The following is a 24,770-nucleotide window of genomic DNA, read 5'->3' on the forward strand; positions in this document are numbered from 1 at the left end:
ACGCCAAGCCGGCCTGCCGCCGCACCTTTGGAATACGGGAAAAACGATGCGCGGATTGATTGCTACAGTTTCGAGCCTGGTCCTGGTGGCCGTGGCAGCGCCGGCACTGGCGCAGTCGGCGACCAAGATCGGTCAGCACAATGCGTGGGGCACCTACAGCTACCAGGCATCGGGCGGCAAGGTCTGCTATGTCCTGACCGTGCCGACCGACAAGCAACCGCCGACGCTCGACCATGGCGACATGTTCTTCTTCGTCAGCCAGCGGCCCGGCCAGCAAGTGTCCTACGAGCCGCAATTCATCGCCGGCTACACCTTCCAGGAAGGCTCCAAGGCCACCGTCACCATCGACAAGAAGTCGTTCTCGATGTTCACGCGGGGCAAGTCGGCCTGGGTCGAGAACGCCGCCGAGGAACCGGTGCTGATCGCCGCCATGAAGACAGGCACCGACATGAAGGTGACGGCGAAGTCCGGCCGCGGCAATCCAACCTCCTATGTCTTCTCGCTGAAGGGTATTTCGGCGGCGCTGTCCTCGATCGCCAAATGCAAATAGGCAAATAGGCGAAGCTTCGATTTGCCAAAGCGTTGTTTTGCATGAAAGGCCGGGCCGCAGAGCCCGGCCTTTTGCATTTTCGGGCCGGCCTGTGTGCCGACGGTTCAGTCTTACATGGCCATTTTTTCACATTCGGCCTGAGCCTTCTTGGTCGACGTATCGATCATGAAGGCTTTGCCCTTGGCGTCGGTCATCATCATCATGCAGTGCTTGATTGGCTTTGCCATCTTCATCATCTCGGCGCCCATCTTTGCATCCGGCATCATGGTGCCCATATGCCCGTCCGGCATGATCGCCATTACTTCTCCACCCTTCATCATGGTCATCGTGCCCATCGCGTCTTCGGCAAGTGCCTGCGAGGCGGTTAGGCCGACGAGGCCGGCAATAACGGCAAGCTTGATAGAGTTCATTCTGCATACTCCCATTTTGTAGGGGCATGGTTGCCCCTTTCGGAATTCGAAGGCGCGATGGGAAACGTTACGCAAACACGACCATGTGATCGGTTCTTTTGCAGCTGGAAGATGGGGCAAGGTCGCTGGATGATCGCAACGGGCTGTCAGCCAGCGCGCATCGGGTTCCATTCTCCCCGCATGACTCCGCCCCCAACCTGTGCTATGCGCCGCGCTTCATGTCCGGTCCGATAAGTGAAATCGGCCGCAAACCGCTTATATCAGTGCAACCATGACCCTTTCATTCGATCTCACCGCCGATGGCGCCCGTGACGCATTGCGCACCCGCGCCGCACAGCCGGAAAAGCAATCGCTGATCGGCCTGACGCGGGCCGAGCTCGGCGAGGCCCTGGTGGCGTCCGGCGCCGTGCCGGAGCGCCAGGCGAAGATGCGCGCCCAGCAGCTCTGGCATTGGATGTATGTGCGGGGCGTTTCCGACTTTGCCGGCATGTTCAACATCTCCAAGGATTTGCGCGCCGAACTCGACAAGCATTTTACGGTTGCCAGGCCGGAGATCGTCGAGGAGCAGATTTCCTCCGACGGCACCCGCAAATGGCTGTTCCGCTTTCCGCCGCGCGGCGCCGGCCGGCCAGTCGAGATCGAAACCGTCTATATCCCAGAGGAAGGCCGCGGCACGCTCTGCATCTCCTCGCAGGTCGGTTGCACGCTGACCTGCTCGTTCTGCCATACCGGCACGCAGAAGCTGGTGCGCAATCTGACGGCGGAGGAGATCCTCGCACAGTTGCTCACTGCCCGCGACCGGCTCGGCGACTTTCCCGATCGTGATACACCGGACGGCGCCATCGTGCCGGCCGAGGGCCGCAAAGTGTCCAACATCGTCATGATGGGCATGGGCGAGCCGCTCTATAATTTCGAGGCTGTGAAGAAGGCGCTGCTGATCGCCTCCGATGGCGACGGCCTGTCCTTGTCGAAGCGCCGCATCACGCTCTCGACCTCGGGCGTCGTGCCGGAAATCTTGCGCACCGGCGAGGAGATCGGCGTCATGCTGGCGATTTCGCTGCACGCCACCAACGACGATTTGCGCGACCTGTTGGTGCCGATCAACAAGAAGTACCCGCTGAAGGAGCTGATCGCCGCCTGCCGCGCCTATCCCGGCCTATCCAACGCCAAGCGCATCACCTTCGAATATGTGATGCTGAAGGACGTCAACGATTCCATCGAGGACGCCAAGGGCCTGATCAAGCTGCTCAAGGGCATTCCGGCCAAGATCAATTTGATCCCGTTCAACCCGTGGCCGGGCACCAACTACCAGTGCTCGGACTGGGAGACGATCGAGAAATTCGCCGACTACATCAACAATGCCGGCTATGCCTCGCCGATCCGCACGCCGCGCGGCCGCGACATTCTGGCCGCCTGCGGCCAGCTGAAGTCCGACTCCGAGCGCATGCGCAAGGTCGACCGGCTGGCCCTGGAAGCAATGATGATTGCGGGGCACGGCGAGGCGTGAGCCGCCGCTTAGCCTGGCTGAAACGCTTCGCCACGATAGCAGTCGGCTATTTTGCCGGAGTGCTGACCTCGATCCTGGTGCCGGTGCTGCTGATCGCTCTTCTGGAAGGGATAGAAGACGGCAACTGGTCGATCATTTTCGCATTCGACTGGCTGGGCTCCTTCCCGCTCGCCGTGTTGACCGTGATGGTCGGCGCGCTGCTGATTGTCGGCCCGGCGATCCTCGTCGCCGAACGGCTGTCGCTTCGAGGATGGTTCTATTTTGCAGCCACGGGTGCGGTGACCTCCACCGCCTTTGGTGTTTCCATCCCGCGCTCGGCCGGAAGCTTTGTTTTCAATCCGGGCTATCTCGGTTTTCTGGCCACTGCCGGCATTGCTGCCGGTTCGGTCTACTGGCTTCTGGCCGGGCGTAAGTCCGGTCACCTCACACGCCGGGATCCGGGATGAGCCGCCTCATTGCTTACCTCGTCCGTTTCGCCGTCATCCTGTTCGGCTATGCGGTAGCGTCGCTGGCGGCGAGCGCCTTCCTCAACATCCTGTTCCTGGCTTCGCTCGGCTACATGCCGGAGCACGCGCACCCGACGGCAACCGCCTCGCTGTATTTCTCAATTCCGTTCGTCGCCCTGTTCGTCGCCTATTTCGCCTTCATGCCGGCGGCGATCGTCATCCTGCTTGCCGAGATCCTTGGTCGGCGCGACTGGTTGTTCTATGCGCTGGCGGGCGCGGTGGTCGCGGCCGTTTTCCTCGGCCTGGTCGACAATGCCCGTGACTCGGCTTTCGCGGTCAGGGAGACCAGCGCCATCATGGCAGTGGTCGGCGGCGGCATGGTCGGCGGCATCTTCTACTGGCTCAGCGCCGGGCGCTGGGCCGGAAGCTGGTGGTTGAAGGATGAGAAGGCGCCTACTTCGCCTGGGCCGTCAGGATCTTGAGAGCGAAGGCGGAAAACACGCCGGCAAAGAGATAGTCGACCACCCGGGTGACGCGCGGGCTGGCCTTCATCGCCGCCGAGAATTTTTCCGCCGCCAGCACCATCGGCGCGGTCACCGGTATCGACAGCACGATGAACATCGCGCCGAGGAAAAACAGCTTTCCCGGCGCATTCGGATCATGCGCGGAGACGAACTGCGGCAGGAAGGTCATGAAGAACAGGATGATCTTCGGGTTGAGCAGATTGACGCCGAGCCCCGCGGCCCAGCTGCGCAACAGCGAAATCTGAGGCCCCGTCTTCTTTTCCGGCGAAAATGCCGAGCCCCGGGTGATCGCCTGCCAGGCGAGGAAGACCAGATAGCCGGCGCCAAAGATCTTCAGCACGAAGAAGGCCATCGGCGAGGCGACGATCAGCGCCGAGACACCGACCACAACCAGCGTGGTGTGGATCAGCGTGCCGCACAGCGCGCCCGCCATCGAGGCAAAGCCGGTAGCGCGGCCCTGGCTCAGCGTGCGCGAGACGAACAAGGTCATGTCCGGTCCGGGCGTGATCGCCAGGATCACGGTGGCGATGGCGAACTGGATCAGCGTGGCGGTGTCTGGAATGAACGACATGGACGGCCCTTTGGCTCGGGAACAGGCAAGCCTATAATGGATACGAACCATCGCTGCCAGCAACTGGACTGCTGAAAGGCTGATCCAGCGCCCCGGGTCGTATCCCGTTTGACCCAACGGTCCGCGGCGTTCATCTCTTGCGCAGCCCGGAAACGGCGTGATACCTCGCCCGCCGAGAACTCGTGATCGCGGAACCGCCAAATGTCAAAAGCAAAAGACGTCAAGAAAGTCGTGCTCGCCTATTCCGGCGGCCTCGACACATCGATCATCCTGAAATGGCTGCAGACCGAACTCGGTGCCGAAGTCGTCACCTTCACCGCCGATCTCGGCCAGGGCGGCGAACTCGAGCCGGCTCGCCGCAAGGCCGAGATGATGGGCATCAAGGACATCCGCGTCGTCGACGTGCGCGAGGAGTTCGTCTCCGATTTCGTCTTCCCGATGTTCCGCGCCAACGCCGTCTATGAAGGCACCTACCTGCTCGGCACCTCGATCGCCCGGCCGCTGATCTCCAAGCATCTGGTCGAGATCGCCAGGGAGACCGGCGCCGACGCGATTGCGCATGGCGCCACCGGCAAGGGCAACGACCAGGTTCGCTTCGAGCTTTCGGCTTACGCGCTGAACCCCGACATCAAGGTCATCGCGCCATGGCGCGACTGGTCGTTCAAGTCGCGCACCGACCTGATCAATTTCGCCGAGCAGCACCAGATACCGGTGCCGAAGGACAAGAAGGGCGACGCGCCGTTCTCGGTCGACGCCAACCTTCTGCATTCGTCCTCTGAGGGCAAGGTGCTGGAAGACCCGTGGAGCGAGCCGCCGGAATTCGTCCACCAGCGTACCGTTTCGCCAATGGATGCGCCGGACAAGGTCACCGAGATCGAGATCGAATTCCTCAAGGGCGACCCGATCTCGCTCAACGGCAAGAAGCTGTCGCCGGCCACCATGCTGGCAGCGCTCAACGATCTCGGCCGCGACAACGGCATCGGCCGGCTCGACCTGGTCGAGAACCGCTTCGTCGGCATGAAGTCGCGCGGCGTCTACGAGACGCCCGGCGGCACCATCCTGATATCGGCCCACCGCGCCATCGAATCGATCACGCTCGACCGTGGTGCCGCGCACCTGAAGGACGAGTTCATGTCGCGCTACGCCGAGCTGATCTACAACGGCTTCTGGTTCGCGCCCGAACGGCTGATGTTGCAGGCGATGATCGACAAGAGCCAGGAAGACGTCGAGGGCACGGTGCGCCTCAAGCTCTACAAGGGCAACGTCATGGTCACCGGCCGCAAGTCGAAGAAGACGCTTTATTCCGATGCACTGGTCACCTTCGAGGACGACCGCGGCGCCTACGACCAGAAGGACGCCGCCGGCTTCATCCGCCTGAATGCACTGAGGCTGCGCACGCTGGCAGCACGCAGCCGCAAGAGTTGACCATCATATGGCATGTCCAAACCCGGCTTTGGCCGGTTTTGGACTGCTACCTCGACGCGAGTCATAATCTGCCGGCTAAATATCCAAGTCCGACACATGCGGATAGATGTGGACCACATAGCGACTGAGAGCGTGTCGTTCGGAAAGTCCCATGATATGGTGGACGACCTTGTACGCGGCCTCCCACTCCGCTTTTGTTTCGGGTCCTCCGATATCCCGGTCTCCGACGAAATTCGCCAGCACGAGCCAAGCTTTGCACCCCTCGCGACGAAGGAAGTGCAAATGGGAAAGCCGGTTTGCCAATTGATAAAATACATCGACCCATGGCGCGCGCGGTCTTGCTCCGAGATATTCGATAGTCTGAGCCAGCGCTTTCTCGATGACCATGCGCGATCTCGGACCGGCCGATGAGGCTGGCGAACACAACTCGGCAATATGCGCCTTCGCCTCGACCAGCAGAATATCTCCCGCACTCGTCCTGCCAAGCGCGTCCCACTGGGGTCCGCGTTGGGGCCAATACTCCGAGAGACGACCGGACAACTCACCAACACCGACCAGATCAAGAAAATCGCGATCACGATATTCTGCGTAGTCATCATTCGCTATCGGTGACAGCCAAACCGTCGACGCTGCAGTAGCAACAAATTCACCAAGGGGCTCGCTGAGCGCGCGTGGAGTTCTATTCACCGCGCGCTGGATCCATTTCAAGCTGCCGCGCTGGCCGACCTTCTGAACGACCCTCGACATCTTGCGCCCCCGATTCTTCCCATTCCCTGGCTTTGATGCGAAAGCCTGCTCATTCAGTCATAGCTCGGTCTCACCCAGACCGTAACCGGCACCGGCATCGGCGCTCCAGCCGTGGCCGCGCAGGAAAGTTGCGGTCGACGCCAACACGTCAGCATCAATAGAAAAGCCCGGCGCATGGCCGGGCCTTCTGCAATACGGAGATCTTTTACAGAGACGTCTCTTCAATCGCCATCGATCGCCGTGGCGATGCGGGCGATGGCCTGTTGATAGACGCTGGCGGAATTCCAGCCGGCAATGGCGCCGATATTCGACTCCGCGCTCGCACCGGCCCGCCAGCCATGGCCCTTGAGGAAGTTGGCGGTGGAAGCCAATGCAGTGGCCTTGTCGCGCAGGTTTCCGCTGCCGACGCCGTACTTCAAGACATTTCCGGGCAGGAACTGCGTGTGGCCGATCTCGCCATGCGCAGCGCCGACCGACGAGGAGGTCAACGCACCGCGATCAACCAGCTTCAAGGCCGCAATGGCATGTGGGTAAAAGAATTCCGGGCGGCGGCAATCATAGGCCAGCGTCAAAATTGCAGAGACCGTATTCTGGTTGCCCATCGCCGAACCGAAGCCAGTCTCCATTCCCCAGATGGCGAGCAGCACGCCTGGCGACACGCCATAGTTGCTTTCGATTTTGTCGAACAGCGCCGCGTTCGACTTCTTCAGCGCACGGCCTTTGGAAATGATCGCAGCGCCGCCACGGCGCTTCATGAAATCTTCCACTGAGCCGCTGAAAGCCTTGTGAATGCCGCGGTCGACGGAGATGGTCTTTGTTGCGTAGGTCGCGCCGGCCAGAGCGGCCAGACCCTTGGGACCCACACCTTCGGCCCTGGCCTCCGCGGCGAACTCCGGCTTCCAGGCTTCGAAGCCGGCGCCAGTCTTGCCACAGCTGGCCGCCGCCTGCGCGCCCGTCGCCAGCGCAAGCACCGCCACCACCGCGGTCACAAAAATCCTACCCTTGGCAAGTAATGCCATGCTTTTCTCTCCTGATTGCCTGAATCACGTCCCGCTTGCGAATTTGCCAGCGAAACCCGCACTTGTCACTGTCTCTGCTGCAGTGCTGGCGAATGCCGGGGAATTTGCCTACGATCAAGTGAATATTGTGGCGGGGGCGAAATAGCCATGGAAGACGTTGATGTCGTGATCATCGGCGCCGGCTCGGCGGGTCTGGCCGCGGCCAGGACCTTGCAGGCAGCCGGCCTCTCCTTCAAGCTGCTCGAAGCGATGGGCCGCATCGGCGGCCGCGCATGGACCAGCGACCAGCATTTCGGCATCCCCTTCGACATCGGCTGCGCCTGGCTGCACGCCGCTGACCGCAACCCCTATTTTCCAGAAGCCCAGGCGGCCGGCTGGACGCTGCATCACCACGACATGAATGTCGACCATCTCTATTATCGCAAGCGCAAGGCAAGCGAGGCCGAGGAAGCCGAGATGAAGGCGGCCGACGCGCGGCTATTCGAATTGCTGGCCAAGCATGAGGTGAAGCAGGGCGCCGACGATAGGCTTTCGGCGCTGCTCGCCAAGGGCCACGCGCCGCGCGCCGCCGCAACCTTCGCCGGACCGATGGATTTCGGCGCCGACGAGGACGAGATTTCGATCCTCGACTTTCAGGCAGCCGCCGATCTCGACCCCAACTATTTCAGCAAGGAAGGTTTTGGTGCGCTGGTCGCCCGTTTCGGCGCCGACCTGCCGGTCGAATTGTCGACGCCGGTACGCAGGATTCTCTGGGACGGACCTGATGTCGCCTGCGTCACCGATCGAGGCACCATCCGCGCCAAAGCGGTCATCGTCACGGCCTCGCCTTCGGTGCTCGCCTTTGAGGAGATCGAATTCACGCCGGCACTTCCCGACACGCATTTTGGCGCCTTCTTCGACCTACCGATGGGCATGCTGACCAAATTGCCGGTCGAGATCCGGGGCACGAGGCTTGGCCTGCAGCCCTTCGACGACCTTTTGATCGAGCGCATGGCCCGGCACGACATCTATTTCCTGTGTTTCCCCTTCGACCTCGACCTGATGGTCGGTTTCGTCGGCGGCGACTTCGCATGGGAGATGTCGGCAGCGGGCGAGGCTGCGGGCATCGACTTCGTCGTCGACCGGCTGTGCGGCATTTTCGGCAGCGACACCCGCAAGCACGTGGCGCGCGCCATGATGACCAATTGGGGCGGCGAGCGCTTCGTTCGCGGCGCATACGCTGCCGCCCGACCCGGCCGGTCGCTGGCCCGTGCGACGCTGATGCAGCCGGTGGCAGAAAAAATCTTCTTCGCCGGCGAGCACCTCGCCGGTCCGCTCATCCAGACCTGCGGTGGGGCAAGGCTGTCGGGCGAAGCGGTGGCAAGACAGGTCGCCGCCCAGCTTGCGGCAAAATAGCCTCGATCGGAACACCGACCGGCGGTTCGCGTTGGGCACGGGCCGCCGTGCACCTATATGCTGGCTCTGAAGGTTTGACACCAACATGAAACTCTTCGACTGCCCGCATTGCGGCCACCGCCTCTATTTCGAGAACGCCCAGTGCCTGAACTGCTCGAGCTTCGTGCTCTACGATCCCGAGCATGCGCGTTTTGCGCTGTCGGGTGTCGACGGCATCTTCCAGTGCACCAATGCGGATGAATGCGCCTGCAACTGGATGGCCGAGCCGGGACAGGCTTTTTGCCGCGCCTGCGTGCTGAACCAGCTGATCCCGGATCTGTCGGTCGACGGCAATCGCCGCCGCTGGATCCGCGTCGAGGCGGCGAAGAAGCGTGCCATCTATTCGCTGCTCGCGGTCGGACTGCCGGTCGCGCCCAAGCAGAACCCTGCCGACGAGGTCGGCCTTGCCTTCGACTTGCTAGCCGATCCGATCGGCGGCGGTCCCGGCGGCGAGCGCATCCTGACCGGCCACGACAATGGCCTGATCACGCTCAACGTCGCCGAAGCCGACTCGGCCGAGCGCGAAAGGCGGCGCATCGAGATGGGCGAGATCTATCGCACCTTGCTTGGCCATTTCCGCCACGAACTCGGCCATTACTACTGGGATCGCCTGATCCGCGACGATCCCCAGAGGCTGGAGGCTTTTCGCGCGCTGTTCGGCGACGAACGCGCCGATTACGAACAGGCGCTGAAGACCTATTATGCGAGCGGCGCGCCACCCGACTGGCAGCAGAGCCACATCTCGGCCTATGCCACTTCGCATCCGTGGGAGGACTGGGCGGAAACCTGGGCCCACCACCTGCACATCACCGACACGCTGGAAATGGTCCATGCGCTGAACTTCCCGCTCGGCCGGCTTGAGACCGTGGAGGCCAACGACTTGCCGCAAGGCGACACCGGCGGTGGATTGCAGGCGGCGCCCTCGGAGCCTGCCGCAGCACCTGACCCTTTTGAAAAGATCCTCGCCCGCTGGCTGGTGCTGTCGGAAGCCTCCAATTCGATCAACCGCTGCATGGGCCTGCCCGACCTCTACCCCTTCGTCATTTCAGATGTCACGGCGCGGAAATTGGCCTTCGTTCACGAACTTCTGACTGATTTGCCAAGGGAAGCCGGAACAAATCGTGAGTTGGCGCAGGCGTTTTAGCTGGAACGCATGCGCCACTGCCCCGTTTTCGCTGGCGAGGGACCATGAAAACGGAGAGAAAACCATGAGATCCGTATTGTTTCCCGCAGTCGCTGGAATGCTGACGATCATGTCGGGCGCCGCGTTTGCCGACACCGCTGTATCCGCCGTCACCGATCTTAACGTGCGCGCCGGCCCCGGTCCGCAATATCCGGTGATTGGCGTGCTCGCCGCCGGCCAGTCGGCGACACTCAATGGCTGCATCGAAAACAGCAAGTGGTGCACCATCGCCGAAGCCGGCGGTCAGGGCTGGGTCTATTCCGACTATGTGACGGCTGATTTCGGCGGCAGCCGGGTGGTGCTGACGCAGCGGCCGCACGGCTCCAGAGTCGCGATCGTCTCGCCGCCGGAGGGCTACTCGACCGACTACACCGGAGCGATCATCGCCAGCGATCCGCTCAACGATGCCTTTCCCCCGCCTCCGACCGAGGTCAGAACCTATGTCGGCGCGCATCGCCTCGACCCCGTCTATCTAGATGGCGAGGTGGTGACCGGCGCGACCTTGCCCGACACGGTCGAGCTGCGCGAAATTCCGGACTACAGCTATCGCTATGTCTATGTGAACGGCCAGCCGGCACTGGTCGATCCGTCGACACGGCGCATCATGTACGTGGTGCGTTGACGTTAACGGGGTGACCGCTGCGAAGTGCAGCGGCGGTCGCCTTATGGCGTGTCGCCACGTCGGATCGGTGCGTGCGAACCGTCGAAGTCCGCGAGGCAGATATGATTGCGCGCGAGACGGCGATCTCCTAGATCATGCGACCTGAAGCACTTGCCCCCGAAGCACTTGCCCAAGGAATTCGCGTGATCGACCCTGCCGCCTTCGAACGCTACCGGCATTCGCCGAATGCCAGGACGACCTTGCCGCGCCTGTTCGTGGGAACGGCGATCGTCATCCTGTTCTGGGCCGCAACGACCGTGGCCGTGCTGTTCGGCGGCGCCTATCTGTTCTTCACCTGGCAGGCATCTGCGGCTCCGTCAGCCGATGGAGCGATGCAGGACTTCCTCGCCTCGCCGATCGGCATTCTCACCGCGCTCACCTCTTTTGCCGGCATCTGGATCGGCCTGTGGATCGCCATGCGCTGGGTTCATGGCGAGAAGCTGTCGGCGCTCTTCAGCGTCAGCCGTCGTGTTTCGCGTTCGGGCTTCCTCAAGGGGCTGATCGCGGTGCTGATCACCTCGTTTCTGTCCGAAATCCTGCTTTATCTGCTGCAGCCCGAGATTGCGCGCGGCCCGATCAGCCTGTCGTCCTGGCTGCTGTTCATGATCCCGATCGTCGCGCTCACCTTGCTGCAGACATCTTCGGAAGAGGTGCTGTTTCGCGGCTATCTGCTGCGCGGTCTCGCAAGCCGGTTCAAGAGCCCGTTCATCTGGGGGTTGCTGCCGGCCCTGCTGTTCACCTCGCTGCATTGGAGCAATAACTCGTCGGCCGCCATCAACGCCTGCGTGCTGGCTTCGGTCGCCGCTTTCGCGCTGCTTTTGACGCTTGTGGTCTATGCGACCGGCAATCTCGGGGCTGCGTTCGGCGCCCATCTCGGCAACAATCTGAGCGGATTCCTGCTGATCTCACACCAGCAGAGTTACAATTCCTTCGCCTTGTTCAGCGCCAAGCCGCTCGAAGGGCCGGGCTGGATGGTGTCGGATGCAATTCTCATTGCCCTGATCGGCATCGCCTGCAGCATGCTGACGGTTGCGTTGCTGCTGCATCCACGCTCGCCGCTGAGGGTAGCCGCCGAGCTCCCGAAGGCGAGCTGATAGACGCCGTTGCACCAAAGCCCGGAACGCGCGAGCCCTTGCAAAAAAGGAAGCTACTTCAATTGATTGATCCTCGGCCCGTCACCAGCGAAACTATCCTGAGGATTTTGCACCTTGTTCTCATCGAAATTCGCGCGACCGATAAGCTGGAAAAGGCCTGTATGCTTGCGGACGCGTTTCATAATGCGCCGGGCATGATTGCATCCGGCCACGACCCGAAAGATATCTGGGCAAGCGTCTTGTCCACTGCGCGAAGGCTGGAGATGGAGCCCTATGTCAATTCGCTGCTGAGCCATGTCCAATCGCGTCACATTTTGCACTGAGACCCCTACCGGCACGGCCCTTGTCTTGACTCTGCCACCGATTTCCTGTCTACACCCCACGAATTCCGCGACGAGTATCCCTCCGAGCAAGCCGACCAGGACGCCGAAGCCTCTTTGAGGTGAAGCGCTGTAAATCGATCCTGGAGGCCAACACCCGGCAGCGCTGAGCGCCCCCGGGTGCTTTTTGGTTTTGGCTTTTGCTTGGCGACCTGGCGCGAACGCATTACCTCTCGGGTCGAATGAACCGGGATCAAAGGACGCAAGATGTTTGAATCGCTTCAGGAGCGCCTTGGCTCCATCCTGAACGGCCTGACCGGCCGCGGCGCGCTGTCGGAGGCTGATGTCTCGGCCGCGCTGCGTGAAGTGCGCCGTGCGTTGCTCGAAGCCGACGTGGCGCTGGAAGTGGTGCGCTCCTTCACCGACAAGGTGCGCGAGAAGGCCGTCGGCGCCGCCGTGGTCAAGTCGATCAAGCCTGGCCAGATGGTCGTCAAGATCGTCCATGACGAGCTGGTCGAGATGCTCGGCGCCGAGGGCGTCGCCATCGACCTCAACGCGCCGGCCCCGGTCGTCATCATGATGGTCGGCCTGCAGGGCTCCGGCAAGACGACCACTTCGGCCAAGATCGCCAAGCGCCTTTCCGAGCGTCAGAACAAGAAGGTTCTGATGGCCTCGCTCGACACGCGCCGCCCGGCCGCGCAGGAGCAGCTGCGCCAGCTCGGCGAGCAGGTGAAGGTGGCGACGCTTCCGATCATCGATGGCCAGTCGCCGGTCGACATCGCGCGGCGTGCCGTCCAGGCGGCCAAGCTCGGCGGCCACGACATCGTCATTCTCGACACCGCCGGCCGCACCCATATTGACGAGCCGCTGATGGTCGAGATGGCCGACATCAAGAAGGTGTCGAGCCCGCACGAAATCCTGCTGGTCGCCGACTCGCTGACCGGCCAGGACGCCGTCAATCTGGCCAAGAGCTTCGACGAACGCGTCGGCATCACCGGCCTGGTGCTGACCCGCATGGACGGCGACGGCCGTGGCGGTGCTGCCCTTTCCATGCGCGCCGTCACCGGCAAGCCGATCAAGCTGATCGGCACCGGCGAAAAGATGGACGGGCTGGAGGAATTCCACCCCAAGCGCATCGCCGACCGCATTCTCGGCATGGGCGACATTGTTTCGCTTGTCGAAAAAGCAGCCGAGAACATCGACGCTGAGCAGGCGGCGGCGATGGCCAAGAAGATGCAGTCGGGCAAGTTCGACCTGAACGACCTCGCCGGCCAGCTTCAGCAGATGTCGAAGATGGGCGGCATGGGTGGCATCATGGGCATGATGCCCGGCATGGGCAAGATGAAGGACCAGATGGCCGCTGCCGGTCTCGACGACAAGATGTTCGGCCGCCAGCTCGCCATCATCTCGTCGATGACCAAGGCCGAGCGCGCCAACCCCGATATCCTCAAGCACTCGCGCAAGAAGCGCATCGCCGCCGGTTCCGGCACCGACGCCGCCGAGATCAACAAGCTCCTAAAAATGCATCGCGGCATGGCCGACATGATGAAGGCTATGGGCGGCAAGGGCAAAGGCGGCGGCCTGATGCGCGGCATGATGGGCGGCCTTGCCTCCAAGATGGGCCTCGGCGGCATGATGCCGGGCATGGGCGGCATGGGCGGCGGCATGCCCGACCTGTCGAAGATGGATCCCAAGCAGCTCGAAGCCTTGCAGAAGCAGGCACAGGCGGCCGGCCTCGGCGGCATGAAGGGCCTGCCCGGCGGTCTTCCCGGCGGCGGTGGCCTGCCTGGTCTGCCCGGCGGCATGAAGCTTCCGGGGCTTCCCGGCATGGGCGGTGGCGGCCTGCCCGGCCTTGGCAAGAAGAAGTGAGGACGCGATGAACGAAGAAAAGGACATGGCTGACGCACGCATCATCCTGGCCGACTATCGCGCCTCGATCGACAACATCGATGCCGCCCTCATCCACATGCTGGCCGAGCGCTTCCGCTGCACCAAGGCGGTAGGCGTGCTGAAGGCGACGCATGGCTTGCCGCCGGCCGACCCGGCGCGCGAGCAGCAGCAGATCGCCCGCCTTCGCCAGCTAGCTAAGGATGCGCATCTCGACCCGGATTTCGCGGAGAAATTCCTCAACTTCGTCGTCCGCGAAGTGATCCGCCACCACGAACAGATCGCCGCTTCCAACGGTGTGACGAAAGCCGGCTGAGAAACCAGTGCATATCGCCCAAAACTGCGCAGCGGCTTTGGGATAACGAAAACCACAAACCAACTAACGAAATCAGAGTTTTTAGGAGAAAAGAAATGCCCTTGAAGATCCGACTGGCCCGTGCGGGCTCGAAGAAGCGTCCTTACTACCACGTTGTCGTTGCCGACGCCCGTTCCCCACGCGATGGCCGTTTCATCGAGTCGCTCGGCTCGTGGAACCCGCTGCTGCCCAAGGACGGCGAGCGCGTCAAGGTCGACGCCGACCGCGTCAAGCATTGGCTGTCGCATGGCGCCCAGCCGACCGACCGCGTGCTGCGCTTCCTCGACGAGGCCGGCCTTGCCAAGCGCGACGCCCGCTCCAACCCGAAGAAGGCCGAGCCGGGCAAGAAGGCGCAGGAACGGGCTGCTCTGCTGAAGAAGGCGCAGGAAGACGCTGCCGCCGCTGTCGCGGCCGCTGCAGCTGCGCCGGCCGAGGCGGAAGCCGCCACCGCCGAATAAGTATTGCCGTATCGCATTCACGAAAACGGCGGGCCTGTGCCCGCCGTTTTTGTTTGAACGCCGCCCGCCCAAGTCTATTTTTCGCCGAGGCGCTTCAGATTGGCGAGGCCGGCCTCGAAATCCTTGCCTATCAAAGTGTCGAAGTTCATGAACAGGCCCATCAGCTTTGCGATGAAGGGCCGACTGCCGCGCATCGCCCAGGTGACGGCGGTGTTGTCGCCCGAAGGCTTCAGAGTGAAGTCGACACTGTTGTTGGCCCTGAACGGCTTCTCGAAGTCGAGCTTGAGCGACACCAGCGAGGACGGCACCGAATTCGTGATCTCCATACGTCCCTTGCCGGCCTTGGCATTGCCTTCCCAGGCATAGGCCGCGCCCTTGCCGCTTGTCGGGCCGGGGAGCGTGCGCTTCATCTGAGGGTCGAGCTTTTCGTAAGGCGACCATGTCGGCCAGCGGCTGAAATCATTGATCAGCGGAAAGATCGCTTCCGGCGGGGCCTTGATGCTGGCCGTGCGGGTGGTGACGAAATCGTTTGGCCGTGTTGCCGCATAGATAAGCACGGCGGCGATGATGACGACCAGGATGATGAGGATGGTGCCGAACATTTCTCTCTCCTTCGTATCTATCGGCTGAACGGGATCAGTGCGCGCACCCGGGGGTCGCGCAGGTACAGGCCGCCCCACAGGATGACGCCGAGATAGACGCCGAACAGCGTGTGCGAGAACAGCGGGTTGTCGACACGCACATTGGTGGCGATGGCGCCGCCCATATAGGCGGTGAGCAGGATGGCGCCGAGCACCGAGGTGCGCGGCAGGGCGTAGAGCGCGGTCGAGATCAAACCGACGATGCCGAGCATGCGCGCGACATTGACGTCGGCCGGCCAGCCGAGCGGCACCATCGTCTGCGTGACGATGTCGAGCGGCGGCAGTTTGATGACGCCGTCGAAGACCATGAACAGCACGATGACGCCGCTGAGTGCGCGGCCGGTCCACAGGGCGCCCGCCGAGACGGGCGCGGTTTCGGAAATGCTCATAGTGTTTCCTCCAAGTTTCGAGCCCTATACACTGGGGTCAAGCCAAGGACGCGGTATGCGTCGGCGATCCGACACGGGTAGGATTCTTTTTGGCGCCGGTGGCAGCAAAGCCGTTCTGCTGCGATCCTTCGCCAGCGTTCGCGCTTCCACATCGCGGCGGCCGACAGAACCCTGTGTCGAGCACCTAAGAAAAATAGAACTTCTCGGCCGGCAGCATCTTCGGCGGCGTTTCGCCCAGCGCTTCGAATACCGAGATTTCGCAGACGCGGCAGAGACCGTCGAGGGCGAGGTCGTTGGCCTCGGTGCCGAACGGATCCTCGAGTTCTTCGGAAAGCGCGTCGAGGCCGAAGAAGGTGTAGGCGATCAGCGCCGTGAACAGCGGCGTTGCCCAGCCGGTGGTCGCGATCAGCCCGATGGGCAGAAGCATACAGACGATGTAGGCCGTGCGATGCACCAAAAGCGTATAGGCGAAGGGCAAGGGCGTGCCGGCGATGCGCTCGCAGCCCGCCTGGATGGCGGTGATCGATGCCAGCCTTTCATCGAGGATGCGGAACCCGATCGGATCGAGCTGAACAGCCCGACGCTGCGCGTTGGCGCGCCGGCCCATGCGCCTGACCATCTCGTCCGCCGGGTTGGCGAAGTTCGCGGCCGTGTCGGCCTCGGTAGCAATGAAGGCGCGGGCGTCCTTCATGCTGTCGATCTTGCGCAACTGGCCGCGCAGGAAATGACAGAAGGCGAGCGCCTCCATCAGCAGCGCGCGCTGTTCGGCCGGATCGGCGATGAGACTGGTGGTGGCGCGCGCCAGATTGCGGATTTCGAAGACCAGCGTGCCCCACAATTTGCGCGCCTCCCACCAGCGGTCGTAGGCGGCGTTGTTGCGAAACGACAGATAGATCGACAACGTCACGCCAACCAACCCGAAAGGCGTGATGTTGAAGACGCTGAAATCGAGATGGAACTGGCGCGCCACGGCGAGGATGACCGCGGAATAAAGCGCGAAACCCAGGATCTGCGGCAGGATGCGTGGCACCACCGAGCCGCGCATGACGAAGAACAACTGCAGGAAGGTGGGGCGCGGGCGAACGATCATCGAAAGACCTTTTCACGGACCGGCATCGGCCCTGAGCTTCGCTATTGTGCGAGGCAACAGGCGGGCAAGCTCAGCCGTCAGCGACATCGCCATGTCGTGCGTGCAGTGTGCGGACTATCGGTATGCTTCGGCGGCAGATATTGAAGAGCCTGCGCCCTGCATCAGTCGAGAGGAAAAAATGGCCGGCGAGACCGATCTGAAGACACTGCTGGCATCGATGACGCCGGAACTGCTGGCCGGCACCTATGTCTTCGCCACGCTGGCGCCCGGCATTGCCCAGCCGGAAGGCCTCGCACCGATGATGATCTTTCGCGAGCGCGAGGGCGTGACGCTGATCGTGACCGAGGATGCGGCCAGCACTACGGGGCTGACCGCTTCATTCCGCTGCCGGATGGTGACGCTGAACATCCATTCGTCGCTGGAAGCCGTCGGCTTCCTCGCCGCCATCACCACGCGGCTGGCCGCCGCCGGCATTGGCGTCAACCCGGTCTCGGCTTTCTACCACGACCATCTGTTCGTCCCCGCCGACCGGGCGGAGGAGGCCCTGGGGCTGCTGCGCCAGCTGGCCAAGGACAGCGCCGGCTGAATCAACGCCTGCGGACAAAGAGGATGTCAGGCAGGCATTCCTCGTTGTTGGTGCCGTCGCCAAAACCCTCGGCAATGAAGCCATGGCGCTCATAGAAGCGCCGGGCGCCGGTATTGGCTTGGAAGCAATGCAGCCTGACGACCGGCAAAGCAGCAGTCGTGTCGATCAGCAACCGGCTGCCGATGCCTTGTCCCGTCCAAGCCGGATCGAGATAGAGCTGCTCCACCCATTCGCCGCTGACGGCAATGAAGCCGACAATGGCTTTGCCGGCCTCGGCGACCGTCAACTGCTGCCGTGGCAGCACGATATCGCGGATGAAGCCAAGGTCCTCGTCCGGCGTATGGATGACCGGCATCCAGTCGAACGACCCAAGCGCCGCCCGCATAATCTTCGCGATGGCTGCGTCCGAACCGATGGCCGGACGCAGGATGATATCTAAGGGCTGAGTGTTAGTCATGAAGGGAACGCCAACGTCTCACTCCGCTGGAACACCCCTCATCCGTCTCGGCGCTACGCGCCGATCCACCTTCTCCCACAAGGGGAGAAGGAAGAAACGCCCCGGCCCAAGGCCGAGGCCTTGACCGCGGGCCGCCGGCTTTCCGGCGCCCTCGCGGAGGGCCCGCCGCAGCTGCGGCGATACGGCCCGTAGGCGAAAACTATGCCGCCTTCTTCTTCGGCTGGATCAGGCCGCGCTCGACCAGCAGCTCGGCGATCTGCACCGCGTTGAGCGCCGCGCCCTTGCGCAGATTGTCCGCGACGATCCACATCGACAGGCCGTTGTCGATGGTCGAATCCTCGCGGATGCGCGAGATGAAGGTGGCGTCCTCGCCGGCCGATTCCAGCGGCGTGATGTAGCCGCCGTCCTCGCGCTTGTCCAAGACCTGGCAGCCAGGCGCCTCGCGCAGGATATCGCGCGCCTCGTCGGCCGTGATCGGCTTTTCGAACTCGATGTTGACCGCTTCCGAGTGGCCGATGAACACCGGCACGCGCACGCAGGTCGCCGTCAGCTTGATCTTGGGGTCGAGCATCTTCTTGGTCTCGGCCACCATCTTCCATTCTTCCTTGGTGAAGCCGTCGTCGAGGAAGACGTCGATATGCGGGATGACGTTGAAGGCGATGCGCTTGGTGAACTTCTTGACGTCGACCTGGTCGGCGACGAACACGGCGCGGGTCTGCGTGAACAGCTCGTCCATGCCTTCCTTGCCGGCGCCCGACACCGACTGGTAGGTGGCGACGACGACGCGCTTGATGGTGGCGACATCGTGCAGCGGCTTCAGCGCCACCACCAGCTGCGCCGTCGAGCAGTTCGGGTTGGCGATGATGTTCTTGCGCGTGAACAGCGAGATCGCGTCCGGGTTCACTTCCGGCACGATCAGCGGCACATCCTGGTCATAGCGGAAGGCCGACGAATTATCGATGACGACGCAGCCCTGCTTGCCGATCTTCGGCGACCATTCCTTGGAGACGTTGCCGCCGGCCGACATGATGCAGATGTCGGTGTCGGAAAAATCATACTGGTCGAGCGCCCTGACCTTCAGCGTGCGGTCGCCGAACGACACTTCCGTGCCCTGGCTGCGCCGCGAGGCCAGCGCCACAACTTCGCTTACTGGAAAGCCGCGCTCTTCCAGTATGTTGAGCATTTCCCGGCCCACATTGCCCGTGGCGCCGACGATCGCAACCTTGAAACTCATAAAGATCTCCTGTCCCTCTCCGCTCGGTTTTTGGAGAAAACCCGCCGGCCGAAGCGGGTTCCGTCCCCCGGGCCGGACCCGGGAGAGGGTGGTTAGGCCAAGGGAATCACACCGTTTTGGTGGTGGTTTTGCCGGTTTTGGCCAAGAACGTGGTTTTGCTGGAACGAGAAGACGCGACAACGCGCCCGGCCCAATGATTTGCATTGTGGCCAAGGAAATCGAATGCAAGAGGAGCCATCAAAAGGCCGCGCATCGAAACCGTCCTGTTCGGTGCCGGCTTTTACGCGGTTTGCGTCAAGAGTCAATTGCCCTGCCGTCCGGCCACGTGCCCTGTACAATGGTGGCGGCAAGAAGTACGAACAGCCAAGATTGTTTGGCTGGCGCTGCGTCAGCCCCGGCACGTGCTCGATGACGAGCGCAGACCCCGAATTCCGAAAGAGTGAGATGTCCAACTTCGAAGCTATTGTCCCAGCGCTTGCCAGGGCGCTGGAAAAGCGCGGCTATTCCGAACTGACGCCGGTGCAAAAGGCGGTCCTGGCGCCCGAACTGGAGCAGGCCGATGCGCTGGTGTCGGCGCAGACCGGCTCCGGCAAGACGGTGGCCTTCGGCCTCGCCCTGGCGCCGACCCTGCTGGGCGACGCGGAGCGCTTTGCCCAGGCCGCGGCGCCGCTGGCGCTGGCGGTGGCGCCGACACGCGAGCTGGCGCTGCAGGTGACGCGCGAGCTGGAATGGCTCTACGAGCTGACCGGCGCCACGGTGGCGTCCTGCGTCGGCGGTATGGACATGCGCACCGAGCGGCGCGCGCTGGAGCGCGGCGCCCACATCGTCGTCGGCACGCCCGGCCGCCTGCGCGACCACATCACGCGGCACTCGCTCGACATGTCGGCGCTCAAGGCCGTGGTGCTGGACGAAGCCGACGAAATGCTCGATCTCGGCTTTCGCGAGGACCTCGAATTCATCCTCGACGCCGCACCAGCCGAGCGCCGGACGCTGATGTTCTCGGCCACCGTGCCGCGCTCCATCGCCACGCTCGCCCAGGGCTATCAGCGCGATGCCGTGCGCATCTCGGCCGCCGGCGAGGAAAAGCAGCATCTCGACATCGAATACCGGGCGCTGAGCGTTGCCCAGGCCGACCGCGAGAACGCCATCATCAACGTGCTGCGCTTTTATGAGGCCAAGAACGCGCTGGTGTTCTGCAACACGCGTGCCGCCGTCAACCATCTCACCGCGCGCTTCAACAACCGCAACTTTTCCGTCGTCGCGCTGTCGGGCGAACTCAGCCAGAACGAGCGCAGCCATGCGCTGCAGGCAATGCGCGACGGCCGCGCCAAGGTCTGCATCGCCACCGACGTCGCGGCGCGCGGCATCGACCTGCCCAATCTCGAGCTGGTGATCCACGCCGACCTGCCGACCAACCCGGAGACGCTGCTGCACCGCAGCGGCCGGACCGGACGCGCCGGCCGCAAGGGCGTCAGCGCGCTGATCGTCCCCAACAGCGCCCGCAAGCGCACCGAACGGCTGTTGCAGAACGCCGGCCTCAAGGCGACATGGGCCAGCCCGCCCTCGGCTGACGACGTGCTGCGCCGTGACGATGAGCGCATCCTTGCCGACCCCGCCTTCAGCGAGCCTGTGAAGGATGAGGAACGCGGCTTCATCGGTGAGCTTCTCGAAAAGCATGGCGCCGAACAGGTGGCGGCGGCCTTCGTGCGCCTGTGCCGTTCAAGCCGCTCGGCGCCGGAAGATCTCCTGGAAATCGCGCCGTTCACGCCGTCTCGTGAAAGACCGGCGGGCGAAAACTTCGCACGCCGCGATGAAGCGCCCAGCCGCCGCGACGATTTCGGCGCCAGCGTCTGGTTCTCGCTGTCGATCGGACGCCGGCAGAATGCCGAGCCGCGCTGGCTGATCCCGATGCTGTGCCGCGCCGGCAGCATCAGCAAGCGCGAGATCGGCGCCATCAAGATGCAGCCGGAAGAGACCTTCGTGCAGATCGCGGCCGACTGGGCCGACCGCTTCCTGGCGGCGATCGGTCCCGACCGCAAATTGCAGAACAACATCGCTGTGAAGCGGCTGGACGGCACGCCCGACCTGTCACGAGCCGGCTATCAGCAGCCGGGACCCGACAAGAAACCGCATCGCGGCAAGGCGCCTTTCGACCCGAACGCGCCGAAGCGCAAATTCGAGAAGCGTGCACCGGCACCAGCATCGGCTGATCAGCGCCCCGCCGCATTCGAGGCAAAGCCGTGGGCCAAAAAGCCGGGCAAGCCGAAGTTCGAAAACACCGGCGCGTCGAAGAACAAGAAGGCGAAGAAGCGGCCCTCGTAGGGCCTGGGGGCGGCTTCACCTGACCGCAAGACGCGGGCCGCATCCCAACGCGGCCTTGCCCATAGGCGCGGCCCTGTGTCACATCTTGGCCGGGACGTGGCGAGAGGGGGCAGGATATGCGCGGCGAAGTGCTTCATTATGACGAGGAGCAGGGCTTCGGCTTCATCACTGGAGCGGACGGCAACCGCTACACCTTCACCCGCGAGAACCTGCGCCGGCAAACCGCCATGTCCAAGGGCACGTCCGTCGAGTTCCAGCCGGGTGGTGGGCAGGCGCGCGACGTCTTTTCGATCGCAGCCCAGACCGCACCCCCTGCCGTCGACGCCAACATGAGCGCCGCGCAGCCTCAGGCCGGCAATAAAGCTGCGGCCGGTGCACCCCAGGCCCAGCATTTCGGTCGCTCCTCCGGGCCTGCCGAACCCACCGATTTGTGGGGCTATTTCTGGCGCGGCGTGACGCGGAACTACTTCAATTTCGCCGGCCGCGCCCGCCGTAAGGAATATTGGGGCTACTGCCTGTTCTGGACGGTTTGCCTGCTGGTCATCGGCGGCATCGGTCTGTTCACCGATACGGATATGGGCCATTTCGACAGCGACGTATCGGCGGCGGTGACCGTTGGCCTGTGCGGCACCTTCCTGCTTGCGACATTTCTGCCCAGCCTCGGCATGATCGTCCGCCGGCTGCACGACATCGGCCTGTCGGGCTGGCTCAGTCTGGTGATCCTCATCCCCACCATCGGCAGCCTGATCATCCTGGTCTTCGCGCTGATTCCGACACAAGCCCGGGAAAACCAGTGGGGACCGGTGCCGGCAGGGATCAGGGTTTAGCCGCCTTAAGTGCCTCGCCCGAAAGCCTGAGAAAGACCTTTTGGCCGTGGCGCTCGGCGCCGAGCCTGTCGTAGAACCGCAGCGCGCCCTCGTTCCAGTCCTCGGTGGTCAAGTCGATACGGCCGATGCCATGGCGCCGGCAATGGCCGGCGAGAAAGCCGATCAGCGCCCGGCCGACGCCGGCGTTGCGAGCCTTGTCGCGCACGAACAGGTCCTTGAGGAACAGCAACCGCTCGAGATCAATGCCGGGATGCGCGATCGCCACCGACGCCAGGCCGCTGACCTCGCCCTCGACGAAGGCTAGCGCGAAATGCGGATAGGCCGGACTTTCCTCGCCGAGCCATTTCCGCGCCGCTAACAAGGCCCGCTCATGGTCGAGCGGTGGCTGCCGGTAGTGCACGGCCATCTCGCACAGCATGGTGGCGAGCGCGGTCGCGTCCTCGATCGTCGCCCAGCGGACGTCGACCGTCACGCGATCAGCCGAGGAATTTGGCGATGATCGCGTCGCCCATCTCTACGGTGCCGACCTCGGTCATGCCCGCCGACAGAATGTCCTTGGTGCGCAAGCCCTGGTCGAGCACGGCGGCGATCGCGGCTTCGACACGGTCGGCTTCGTCGACCATGCCGAAGGAATAGCGCAGGCACATGGCAAAAGAGGCGATCATGGCGATCGGGTTGGCGATGCCCTTGCCGGCAATGTCCGGCGCCGAACCGTGCACCGGCTCGTACAGCGCCTTGCGCTTCTTGGTCTTCACGTCCGGTGCGCCGAGCGAGGCCGACGGCAGCATGCCGATCGAGCCGGTCAGCATGGCGGCGATGTCGGACAGCATGTCGCCGAACAGATTGTCGGTGACGATGACGTCGAATTGCTTGGGCCAGCGCACCAGTTGCATGCCGCCGGCATCGGCCAGCATGTGGTCGAGCTTGACGTCGGAGTAACGCGCCTTGTGGGTCTGGGTGACGACCTCGTTCCACAACACGCCCGACTTCATGACGTTGCGCTTTTCCATCGAGGTGACATGGTTCTTGCGCGTGCGCGCCAGCTCGAACGCGACGCCCGAAATGCGCTCGATCTCGAACGTATCGTAGACCTGCGTGTCGATGCCGCGCTTCTGGCCATTGCCGAGATCGATGATCTGCTTGGGTTCGCCGAAATAGACGCCGCCGGTCAGCTCGCGCACGATCAATATGTCGAGGCCTTCGACCACCTCCTGCTTGAGCGACGAGGATGCGGCGAGCGCCGGATAGCAGATGGCGGGGCGCAGATTGGCGAACAGCTCCATGTCCTTGCGCAGCCGCAGCAGGCCGGCTTCGGGGCGCACCTCGTAAGGCACCGCATCCCATTTCGGCCCGCCGACCGCGCCGAACAGCACTGCGTCGGCCGCCATTGCTTTTGCCATGTCGGCATCGGAAATCGCCGCGCCATGCGCATCGTAGGCGCAGCCGCCGACCAGACCGTCCTCGGTGGCAAAGCCGCTGCCGAGCTTGTCGTTCATGACGGCGATCAGCTTCTTGACCTCGGCCATCGCCTCCGGACCGATGCCGTCGCCGGCGAGCAGGAAAAGATGCTTCGTTGCCATGGAGAACCGTCCTGGAAAGAATTGAACCGCGGCCTTGCTAAACGCCAAGCGCCCGGTGCGCAAGCCTGCGCGTTACAACGGCGATCACCGATGCGAGAGAATGTTGACCAGCCGGCCGAACGGATCGCGCACATAAAAGCGCCGCACACCCCAGGGCTCGTCGGCCGGGCCGTATTCGATGGCAAGGCCGGCCGCCTTCATGGCGTCGAGCGCCGCATCGACATCGTCGACCTCGATCGAGAGATCCGGCACCGGGGAACCGGAGCCGCCTTCGGCGGCGAAGCTGATCTGAACGTTCATTTTGTCTTGCGAGCCCAAGGTCCTCCAGCCATGGTCCATGACCACGTCGAGGCCGAGCACGTCCTGGTAGAAGCGCTTCGCCGCCGCGATGTCGGATGTCTCGATGTTGGCAACGATACGCAGGACTTTCATCGCCTGCCCGCCCTTCATGCCGTGCGCCGCAGCGCCGTCACTTCGATCTCGATCTTCATTTCCGGCTTGTTGAGTTGGCAAACGATCATCGTCGCCGCCGGCCTGACGTCGCCGAATATCTCACCCAGGATCGGGAAGACGATGTCCACGAAGGCGGCATCGGTGATGTAGTAATGCGCCCGCACCACGTCGGCCATCTCGAAGCCGCCGTCCTGCAAGGCCCTGCCGATGGTCGCCAGGCAGTTGCGCGTCTGCGCCTCGACCCTGTCCGGCATCGTCATTGTCGCATAGTCATAGCCGGTCGTTCCGGACACGAAACACCAGTCGCCCTGCACCACCGCGCGCGAATAGCCGGCGGTCTTTTCGAACGGCGAGCCGGTGGAAATCAGTTTTCGCATGGGGTGCCTCGCAGCATTGTGGCGATCATTTTGCCGGGAACAGGTCGGGCCTGCCATAGGCCAGACGGGATTGGCTGTTGTCGCGACGATGGAGGATATGTTGAGATTCAGGTCAGGCCGCGCCGAAAATGGTGGGCTCCGAGAACCGGAGCGGAGCGTACTTTTGGGTACGTGAGCACCGGAAGCGCAGGTATCAGCCGTTTGCAGGCCGGCATCACCTGAA

At 63.2% G+C, this 24,770-nt stretch carries 29 protein-coding genes; 16 read left to right on the top strand and 13 right to left on the bottom strand.

Going from position 1 to position 24,770, the window contains the following annotated elements; translation table 11 throughout:
* Window positions 1-46: 46 nt before the first annotated feature.
* Window positions 47-550 (top strand): invasion associated locus B family protein, encoded by a 504-nt coding sequence (locus tag AC1DYW_RS00330; RefSeq protein WP_457152049.1) that lies wholly within the window; start codon window positions 47-49, stop codon window positions 548-550.
* Between the two features lie 110 nt (window positions 551-660).
* On the opposite strand, the gene AC1DYW_RS00335 is transcribed toward AC1DYW_RS00330, so the two are convergent.
* Window positions 661-960, bottom strand: coding sequence for a hypothetical protein (locus tag AC1DYW_RS00335; RefSeq protein ID WP_477224722.1), 300 nt, complete (start codon window positions 958-960; stop codon window positions 661-663).
* A 271-nt stretch (window positions 961-1,231) separates the two neighbouring features.
* On the opposite strand from AC1DYW_RS00335, the gene rlmN reads away from it, so the two are divergent.
* From rlmN to AC1DYW_RS00350, 3 genes are read left to right on the top strand one after another with little or no spacing between them, the layout of a single operon-like run.
* The gene (rlmN, locus tag AC1DYW_RS00340) at window positions 1,232-2,467 is read left to right on the top strand and encodes a dual-specificity RNA methyltransferase RlmN (RefSeq protein WP_477224723.1); all 1,236 of its coding nucleotides are present in this window, start codon (window positions 1,232-1,234) and stop codon (window positions 2,465-2,467) included.
* Window positions 2,464-2,913, top strand: a complete 450-nt coding sequence (locus AC1DYW_RS00345; RefSeq protein ID WP_457152052.1) for a hypothetical protein — start codon at window positions 2,464-2,466, stop codon at window positions 2,911-2,913. The genes rlmN and AC1DYW_RS00345 overlap by 4 nt, the downstream gene beginning before the upstream one ends.
* Complete coding sequence (locus tag AC1DYW_RS00350) at window positions 2,910-3,395, top strand: hypothetical protein (protein ID WP_457152053.1); 486 nt, start codon at window positions 2,910-2,912, stop codon at window positions 3,393-3,395. Before AC1DYW_RS00345 ends, AC1DYW_RS00350 begins: the two co-directional genes overlap by 4 nt.
* Here AC1DYW_RS00350 and AC1DYW_RS00355 read toward each other — a convergent pair.
* Window positions 3,367-4,008 carry a LysE family translocator gene (locus AC1DYW_RS00355; protein ID WP_457152054.1) on the bottom strand — a complete coding sequence of 214 codons (642 nt, stop codon included), beginning with the start codon at window positions 4,006-4,008 and terminating at the stop codon, window positions 3,367-3,369. The two genes, AC1DYW_RS00350 and AC1DYW_RS00355, sit on opposite strands and share 29 nt — an antisense overlap.
* Before the next feature lie 201 nt (window positions 4,009-4,209).
* On the opposite strand from AC1DYW_RS00355, the gene AC1DYW_RS00360 reads away from it, so the two are divergent.
* Window positions 4,210-5,433, top strand: a complete 1,224-nt coding sequence (locus AC1DYW_RS00360) for an argininosuccinate synthase (protein WP_477224724.1) — start codon at window positions 4,210-4,212, stop codon at window positions 5,431-5,433.
* 75 nt (window positions 5,434-5,508) lie between these two features.
* Here the strand turns inward: AC1DYW_RS00360 and AC1DYW_RS00365 are convergent, their stop codons facing one another.
* Together AC1DYW_RS00365 and AC1DYW_RS00370 are read right to left on the bottom strand one after the other, a co-directional pair.
* Window positions 5,509-6,180 carry a hypothetical protein gene (locus tag AC1DYW_RS00365; RefSeq protein WP_477224725.1) on the bottom strand — a complete coding sequence of 224 codons (672 nt, stop codon included), beginning with the start codon at window positions 6,178-6,180 and terminating at the stop codon, window positions 5,509-5,511.
* A gap of 221 nt (window positions 6,181-6,401) precedes the next feature.
* A complete protein-coding gene (locus AC1DYW_RS00370; protein ID WP_477224726.1) occupies window positions 6,402-7,199 on the bottom strand; it encodes a lytic murein transglycosylase in 798 nt (265 codons plus the stop codon).
* Between the two features lie 147 nt (window positions 7,200-7,346).
* Here AC1DYW_RS00370 and AC1DYW_RS00375 point away from each other — a divergent pair, with 147 nt between their 5' ends.
* The 8 genes from AC1DYW_RS00375 to rpsP all read left to right on the top strand — a co-directional run bounded on the left by AC1DYW_RS00375 (window position 7,347) and on the right by rpsP (window position 14,591).
* Window positions 7,347-8,594, top strand: coding sequence for a flavin monoamine oxidase family protein (locus AC1DYW_RS00375; protein ID WP_477224727.1), 1,248 nt, complete (start codon window positions 7,347-7,349; stop codon window positions 8,592-8,594).
* Window positions 8,595-8,679: 85 nt separating this feature from the next.
* Window positions 8,680-9,777 carry a zinc-binding metallopeptidase family protein gene (locus AC1DYW_RS00380; RefSeq protein WP_457152346.1) on the top strand — a complete coding sequence of 366 codons (1,098 nt, stop codon included), beginning with the start codon at window positions 8,680-8,682 and terminating at the stop codon, window positions 9,775-9,777.
* Between the two features lie 64 nt (window positions 9,778-9,841).
* Window positions 9,842-10,438 (top strand): DUF1236 domain-containing protein, encoded by a 597-nt coding sequence (locus tag AC1DYW_RS00385; protein WP_095083978.1) that lies wholly within the window; start codon window positions 9,842-9,844, stop codon window positions 10,436-10,438.
* A 134-nt stretch (window positions 10,439-10,572) separates the two neighbouring features.
* Window positions 10,573-11,571, top strand: coding sequence for a lysostaphin resistance A-like protein (locus tag AC1DYW_RS00390; protein ID WP_477224728.1), 999 nt, complete (start codon window positions 10,573-10,575; stop codon window positions 11,569-11,571).
* Between the two features lie 62 nt (window positions 11,572-11,633).
* Window positions 11,634-11,894, top strand: a complete 261-nt coding sequence (locus tag AC1DYW_RS00395) for a hypothetical protein (RefSeq protein ID WP_477224729.1) — start codon at window positions 11,634-11,636, stop codon at window positions 11,892-11,894.
* A gap of 264 nt (window positions 11,895-12,158) precedes the next feature.
* Complete coding sequence (ffh, locus tag AC1DYW_RS00400; protein WP_457152344.1) at window positions 12,159-13,760, top strand: signal recognition particle protein; 1,602 nt, start codon at window positions 12,159-12,161, stop codon at window positions 13,758-13,760.
* Between the two features lie 7 nt (window positions 13,761-13,767).
* Complete coding sequence (locus AC1DYW_RS00405) at window positions 13,768-14,094, top strand: chorismate mutase (RefSeq protein WP_477224730.1); 327 nt, start codon at window positions 13,768-13,770, stop codon at window positions 14,092-14,094.
* A 95-nt stretch (window positions 14,095-14,189) separates the two neighbouring features.
* Window positions 14,190-14,591, top strand: a complete 402-nt coding sequence (rpsP, locus tag AC1DYW_RS00410; protein ID WP_107651942.1) for a 30S ribosomal protein S16 — start codon at window positions 14,190-14,192, stop codon at window positions 14,589-14,591.
* A gap of 74 nt (window positions 14,592-14,665) precedes the next feature.
* On the opposite strand, the gene AC1DYW_RS00415 is transcribed toward rpsP, so the two are convergent.
* The 3 genes from AC1DYW_RS00415 to AC1DYW_RS00425 form a co-directional block, all read right to left on the bottom strand.
* Window positions 14,666-15,193 carry an SRPBCC family protein gene (locus AC1DYW_RS00415; protein ID WP_477224731.1) on the bottom strand — a complete coding sequence of 176 codons (528 nt, stop codon included), beginning with the start codon at window positions 15,191-15,193 and terminating at the stop codon, window positions 14,666-14,668.
* A gap of 17 nt (window positions 15,194-15,210) precedes the next feature.
* A complete protein-coding gene (locus AC1DYW_RS00420; protein ID WP_457152340.1) occupies window positions 15,211-15,621 on the bottom strand; it encodes a DoxX family protein in 411 nt (136 codons plus the stop codon).
* A gap of 184 nt (window positions 15,622-15,805) precedes the next feature.
* Window positions 15,806-16,711, bottom strand: a complete 906-nt coding sequence (locus AC1DYW_RS00425) for a bestrophin family protein (RefSeq protein ID WP_457152339.1) — start codon at window positions 16,709-16,711, stop codon at window positions 15,806-15,808.
* Window positions 16,712-16,889: 178 nt separating this feature from the next.
* On the opposite strand from AC1DYW_RS00425, the gene AC1DYW_RS00430 reads away from it, so the two are divergent.
* The gene (locus AC1DYW_RS00430; protein ID WP_457152338.1) at window positions 16,890-17,297 is read left to right on the top strand and encodes an ACT domain-containing protein; all 408 of its coding nucleotides are present in this window, start codon (window positions 16,890-16,892) and stop codon (window positions 17,295-17,297) included.
* A 1-nt stretch (window position 17,298) separates the two neighbouring features.
* Here AC1DYW_RS00430 and AC1DYW_RS00435 read toward each other — a convergent pair whose 3' ends face one another.
* Window positions 17,299-17,754, bottom strand: a complete 456-nt coding sequence (locus tag AC1DYW_RS00435) for a GNAT family N-acetyltransferase (protein ID WP_457152337.1) — start codon at window positions 17,752-17,754, stop codon at window positions 17,299-17,301.
* Between the two features lie 199 nt (window positions 17,755-17,953).
* Window positions 17,954-18,988 (bottom strand): aspartate-semialdehyde dehydrogenase, encoded by a 1,035-nt coding sequence (locus AC1DYW_RS00440; RefSeq protein ID WP_477224732.1) that lies wholly within the window; start codon window positions 18,986-18,988, stop codon window positions 17,954-17,956.
* A 444-nt stretch (window positions 18,989-19,432) separates the two neighbouring features.
* Between AC1DYW_RS00440 and AC1DYW_RS00445 the strand changes: the two genes are divergently transcribed.
* Both AC1DYW_RS00445 and AC1DYW_RS00450 read left to right on the top strand, forming a co-directional pair.
* On the top strand, window positions 19,433-21,310 hold the full coding sequence (locus AC1DYW_RS00445; protein ID WP_477224733.1) for a DEAD/DEAH box helicase: 1,878 nt from the start codon (window positions 19,433-19,435) through the stop codon (window positions 21,308-21,310).
* Window positions 21,311-21,426: 116 nt separating this feature from the next.
* Window positions 21,427-22,137, top strand: a complete 711-nt coding sequence (locus tag AC1DYW_RS00450; RefSeq protein ID WP_457152371.1) for a DUF805 domain-containing protein — start codon at window positions 21,427-21,429, stop codon at window positions 22,135-22,137.
* Here the strand turns inward: AC1DYW_RS00450 and AC1DYW_RS00455 are convergent.
* From AC1DYW_RS00455 to AC1DYW_RS00470, 4 genes are all read right to left on the bottom strand, one after another.
* Complete coding sequence (locus AC1DYW_RS00455) at window positions 22,127-22,609, bottom strand: GNAT family N-acetyltransferase (RefSeq protein WP_457152370.1); 483 nt, start codon at window positions 22,607-22,609, stop codon at window positions 22,127-22,129. The two genes, AC1DYW_RS00450 and AC1DYW_RS00455, sit on opposite strands and share 11 nt — an antisense overlap.
* A gap of 4 nt (window positions 22,610-22,613) precedes the next feature.
* Complete coding sequence (gene leuB / locus AC1DYW_RS00460; protein WP_477224734.1) at window positions 22,614-23,717, bottom strand: 3-isopropylmalate dehydrogenase; 1,104 nt, start codon at window positions 23,715-23,717, stop codon at window positions 22,614-22,616.
* A gap of 84 nt (window positions 23,718-23,801) precedes the next feature.
* Complete coding sequence (locus tag AC1DYW_RS00465; protein WP_477224735.1) at window positions 23,802-24,149, bottom strand: VOC family protein; 348 nt, start codon at window positions 24,147-24,149, stop codon at window positions 23,802-23,804.
* A gap of 14 nt (window positions 24,150-24,163) precedes the next feature.
* Entirely contained in the window at window positions 24,164-24,547 is a 384-nt protein-coding gene (locus AC1DYW_RS00470; protein WP_457152368.1) for a RidA family protein, read from the bottom strand.
* Between the last annotated feature and the right edge of the window lie 223 nt (window positions 24,548-24,770).

This window comes from Mesorhizobium sp. P2_D5 (assembly GCF_056404355.1).

Coding starts and splice junctions, on each gene's coding strand:
- AC1DYW_RS00330 (WP_457152049.1), top strand. CDS start 47: ATGCGCGGATTGATTGCTACAGTTTCGAGCCTGGTCCTGGTGGCCGTG.
- AC1DYW_RS00335 (WP_477224722.1), bottom strand. CDS start 960: ATGAACTCTATCAAGCTTGCCGTTATTGCCGGCCTCGTCGGCCTAACC.
- rlmN (WP_477224723.1), top strand. CDS start 1,232: ATGACCCTTTCATTCGATCTCACCGCCGATGGCGCCCGTGACGCATTG.
- AC1DYW_RS00350 (WP_457152053.1), top strand. CDS start 2,910: ATGAGCCGCCTCATTGCTTACCTCGTCCGTTTCGCCGTCATCCTGTTC.
- AC1DYW_RS00355 (WP_457152054.1), bottom strand. CDS start 4,008: ATGTCGTTCATTCCAGACACCGCCACGCTGATCCAGTTCGCCATCGCC.
- AC1DYW_RS00360 (WP_477224724.1), top strand. CDS start 4,210: ATGTCAAAAGCAAAAGACGTCAAGAAAGTCGTGCTCGCCTATTCCGGC.
- AC1DYW_RS00365 (WP_477224725.1), bottom strand. CDS start 6,180: ATGTCGAGGGTCGTTCAGAAGGTCGGCCAGCGCGGCAGCTTGAAATGG.
- AC1DYW_RS00370 (WP_477224726.1), bottom strand. CDS start 7,199: ATGGCATTACTTGCCAAGGGTAGGATTTTTGTGACCGCGGTGGTGGCG.
- AC1DYW_RS00375 (WP_477224727.1), top strand. CDS start 7,347: ATGGAAGACGTTGATGTCGTGATCATCGGCGCCGGCTCGGCGGGTCTG.
- AC1DYW_RS00380 (WP_457152346.1), top strand. CDS start 8,680: ATGAAACTCTTCGACTGCCCGCATTGCGGCCACCGCCTCTATTTCGAG.
- AC1DYW_RS00385 (WP_095083978.1), top strand. CDS start 9,842: ATGAGATCCGTATTGTTTCCCGCAGTCGCTGGAATGCTGACGATCATG.
- AC1DYW_RS00390 (WP_477224728.1), top strand. CDS start 10,573: ATGCGACCTGAAGCACTTGCCCCCGAAGCACTTGCCCAAGGAATTCGC.
- ffh (WP_457152344.1), top strand. CDS start 12,159: ATGTTTGAATCGCTTCAGGAGCGCCTTGGCTCCATCCTGAACGGCCTG.
- AC1DYW_RS00405 (WP_477224730.1), top strand. CDS start 13,768: ATGAACGAAGAAAAGGACATGGCTGACGCACGCATCATCCTGGCCGAC.
- rpsP (WP_107651942.1), top strand. CDS start 14,190: ATGCCCTTGAAGATCCGACTGGCCCGTGCGGGCTCGAAGAAGCGTCCT.
- AC1DYW_RS00415 (WP_477224731.1), bottom strand. CDS start 15,193: ATGTTCGGCACCATCCTCATCATCCTGGTCGTCATCATCGCCGCCGTG.
- AC1DYW_RS00420 (WP_457152340.1), bottom strand. CDS start 15,621: ATGAGCATTTCCGAAACCGCGCCCGTCTCGGCGGGCGCCCTGTGGACC.
- AC1DYW_RS00425 (WP_457152339.1), bottom strand. CDS start 16,711: ATGATCGTTCGCCCGCGCCCCACCTTCCTGCAGTTGTTCTTCGTCATG.
- AC1DYW_RS00430 (WP_457152338.1), top strand. CDS start 16,890: ATGGCCGGCGAGACCGATCTGAAGACACTGCTGGCATCGATGACGCCG.
- AC1DYW_RS00435 (WP_457152337.1), bottom strand. CDS start 17,754: ATGACTAACACTCAGCCCTTAGATATCATCCTGCGTCCGGCCATCGGT.
- AC1DYW_RS00440 (WP_477224732.1), bottom strand. CDS start 18,988: ATGAGTTTCAAGGTTGCGATCGTCGGCGCCACGGGCAATGTGGGCCGG.
- AC1DYW_RS00445 (WP_477224733.1), top strand. CDS start 19,433: ATGTCCAACTTCGAAGCTATTGTCCCAGCGCTTGCCAGGGCGCTGGAA.
- AC1DYW_RS00450 (WP_457152371.1), top strand. CDS start 21,427: ATGCGCGGCGAAGTGCTTCATTATGACGAGGAGCAGGGCTTCGGCTTC.
- leuB (WP_477224734.1), bottom strand. CDS start 23,717: ATGGCAACGAAGCATCTTTTCCTGCTCGCCGGCGACGGCATCGGTCCG.
- AC1DYW_RS00465 (WP_477224735.1), bottom strand. CDS start 24,149: ATGAAAGTCCTGCGTATCGTTGCCAACATCGAGACATCCGACATCGCG.
- AC1DYW_RS00470 (WP_457152368.1), bottom strand. CDS start 24,547: ATGCGAAAACTGATTTCCACCGGCTCGCCGTTCGAAAAGACCGCCGGC.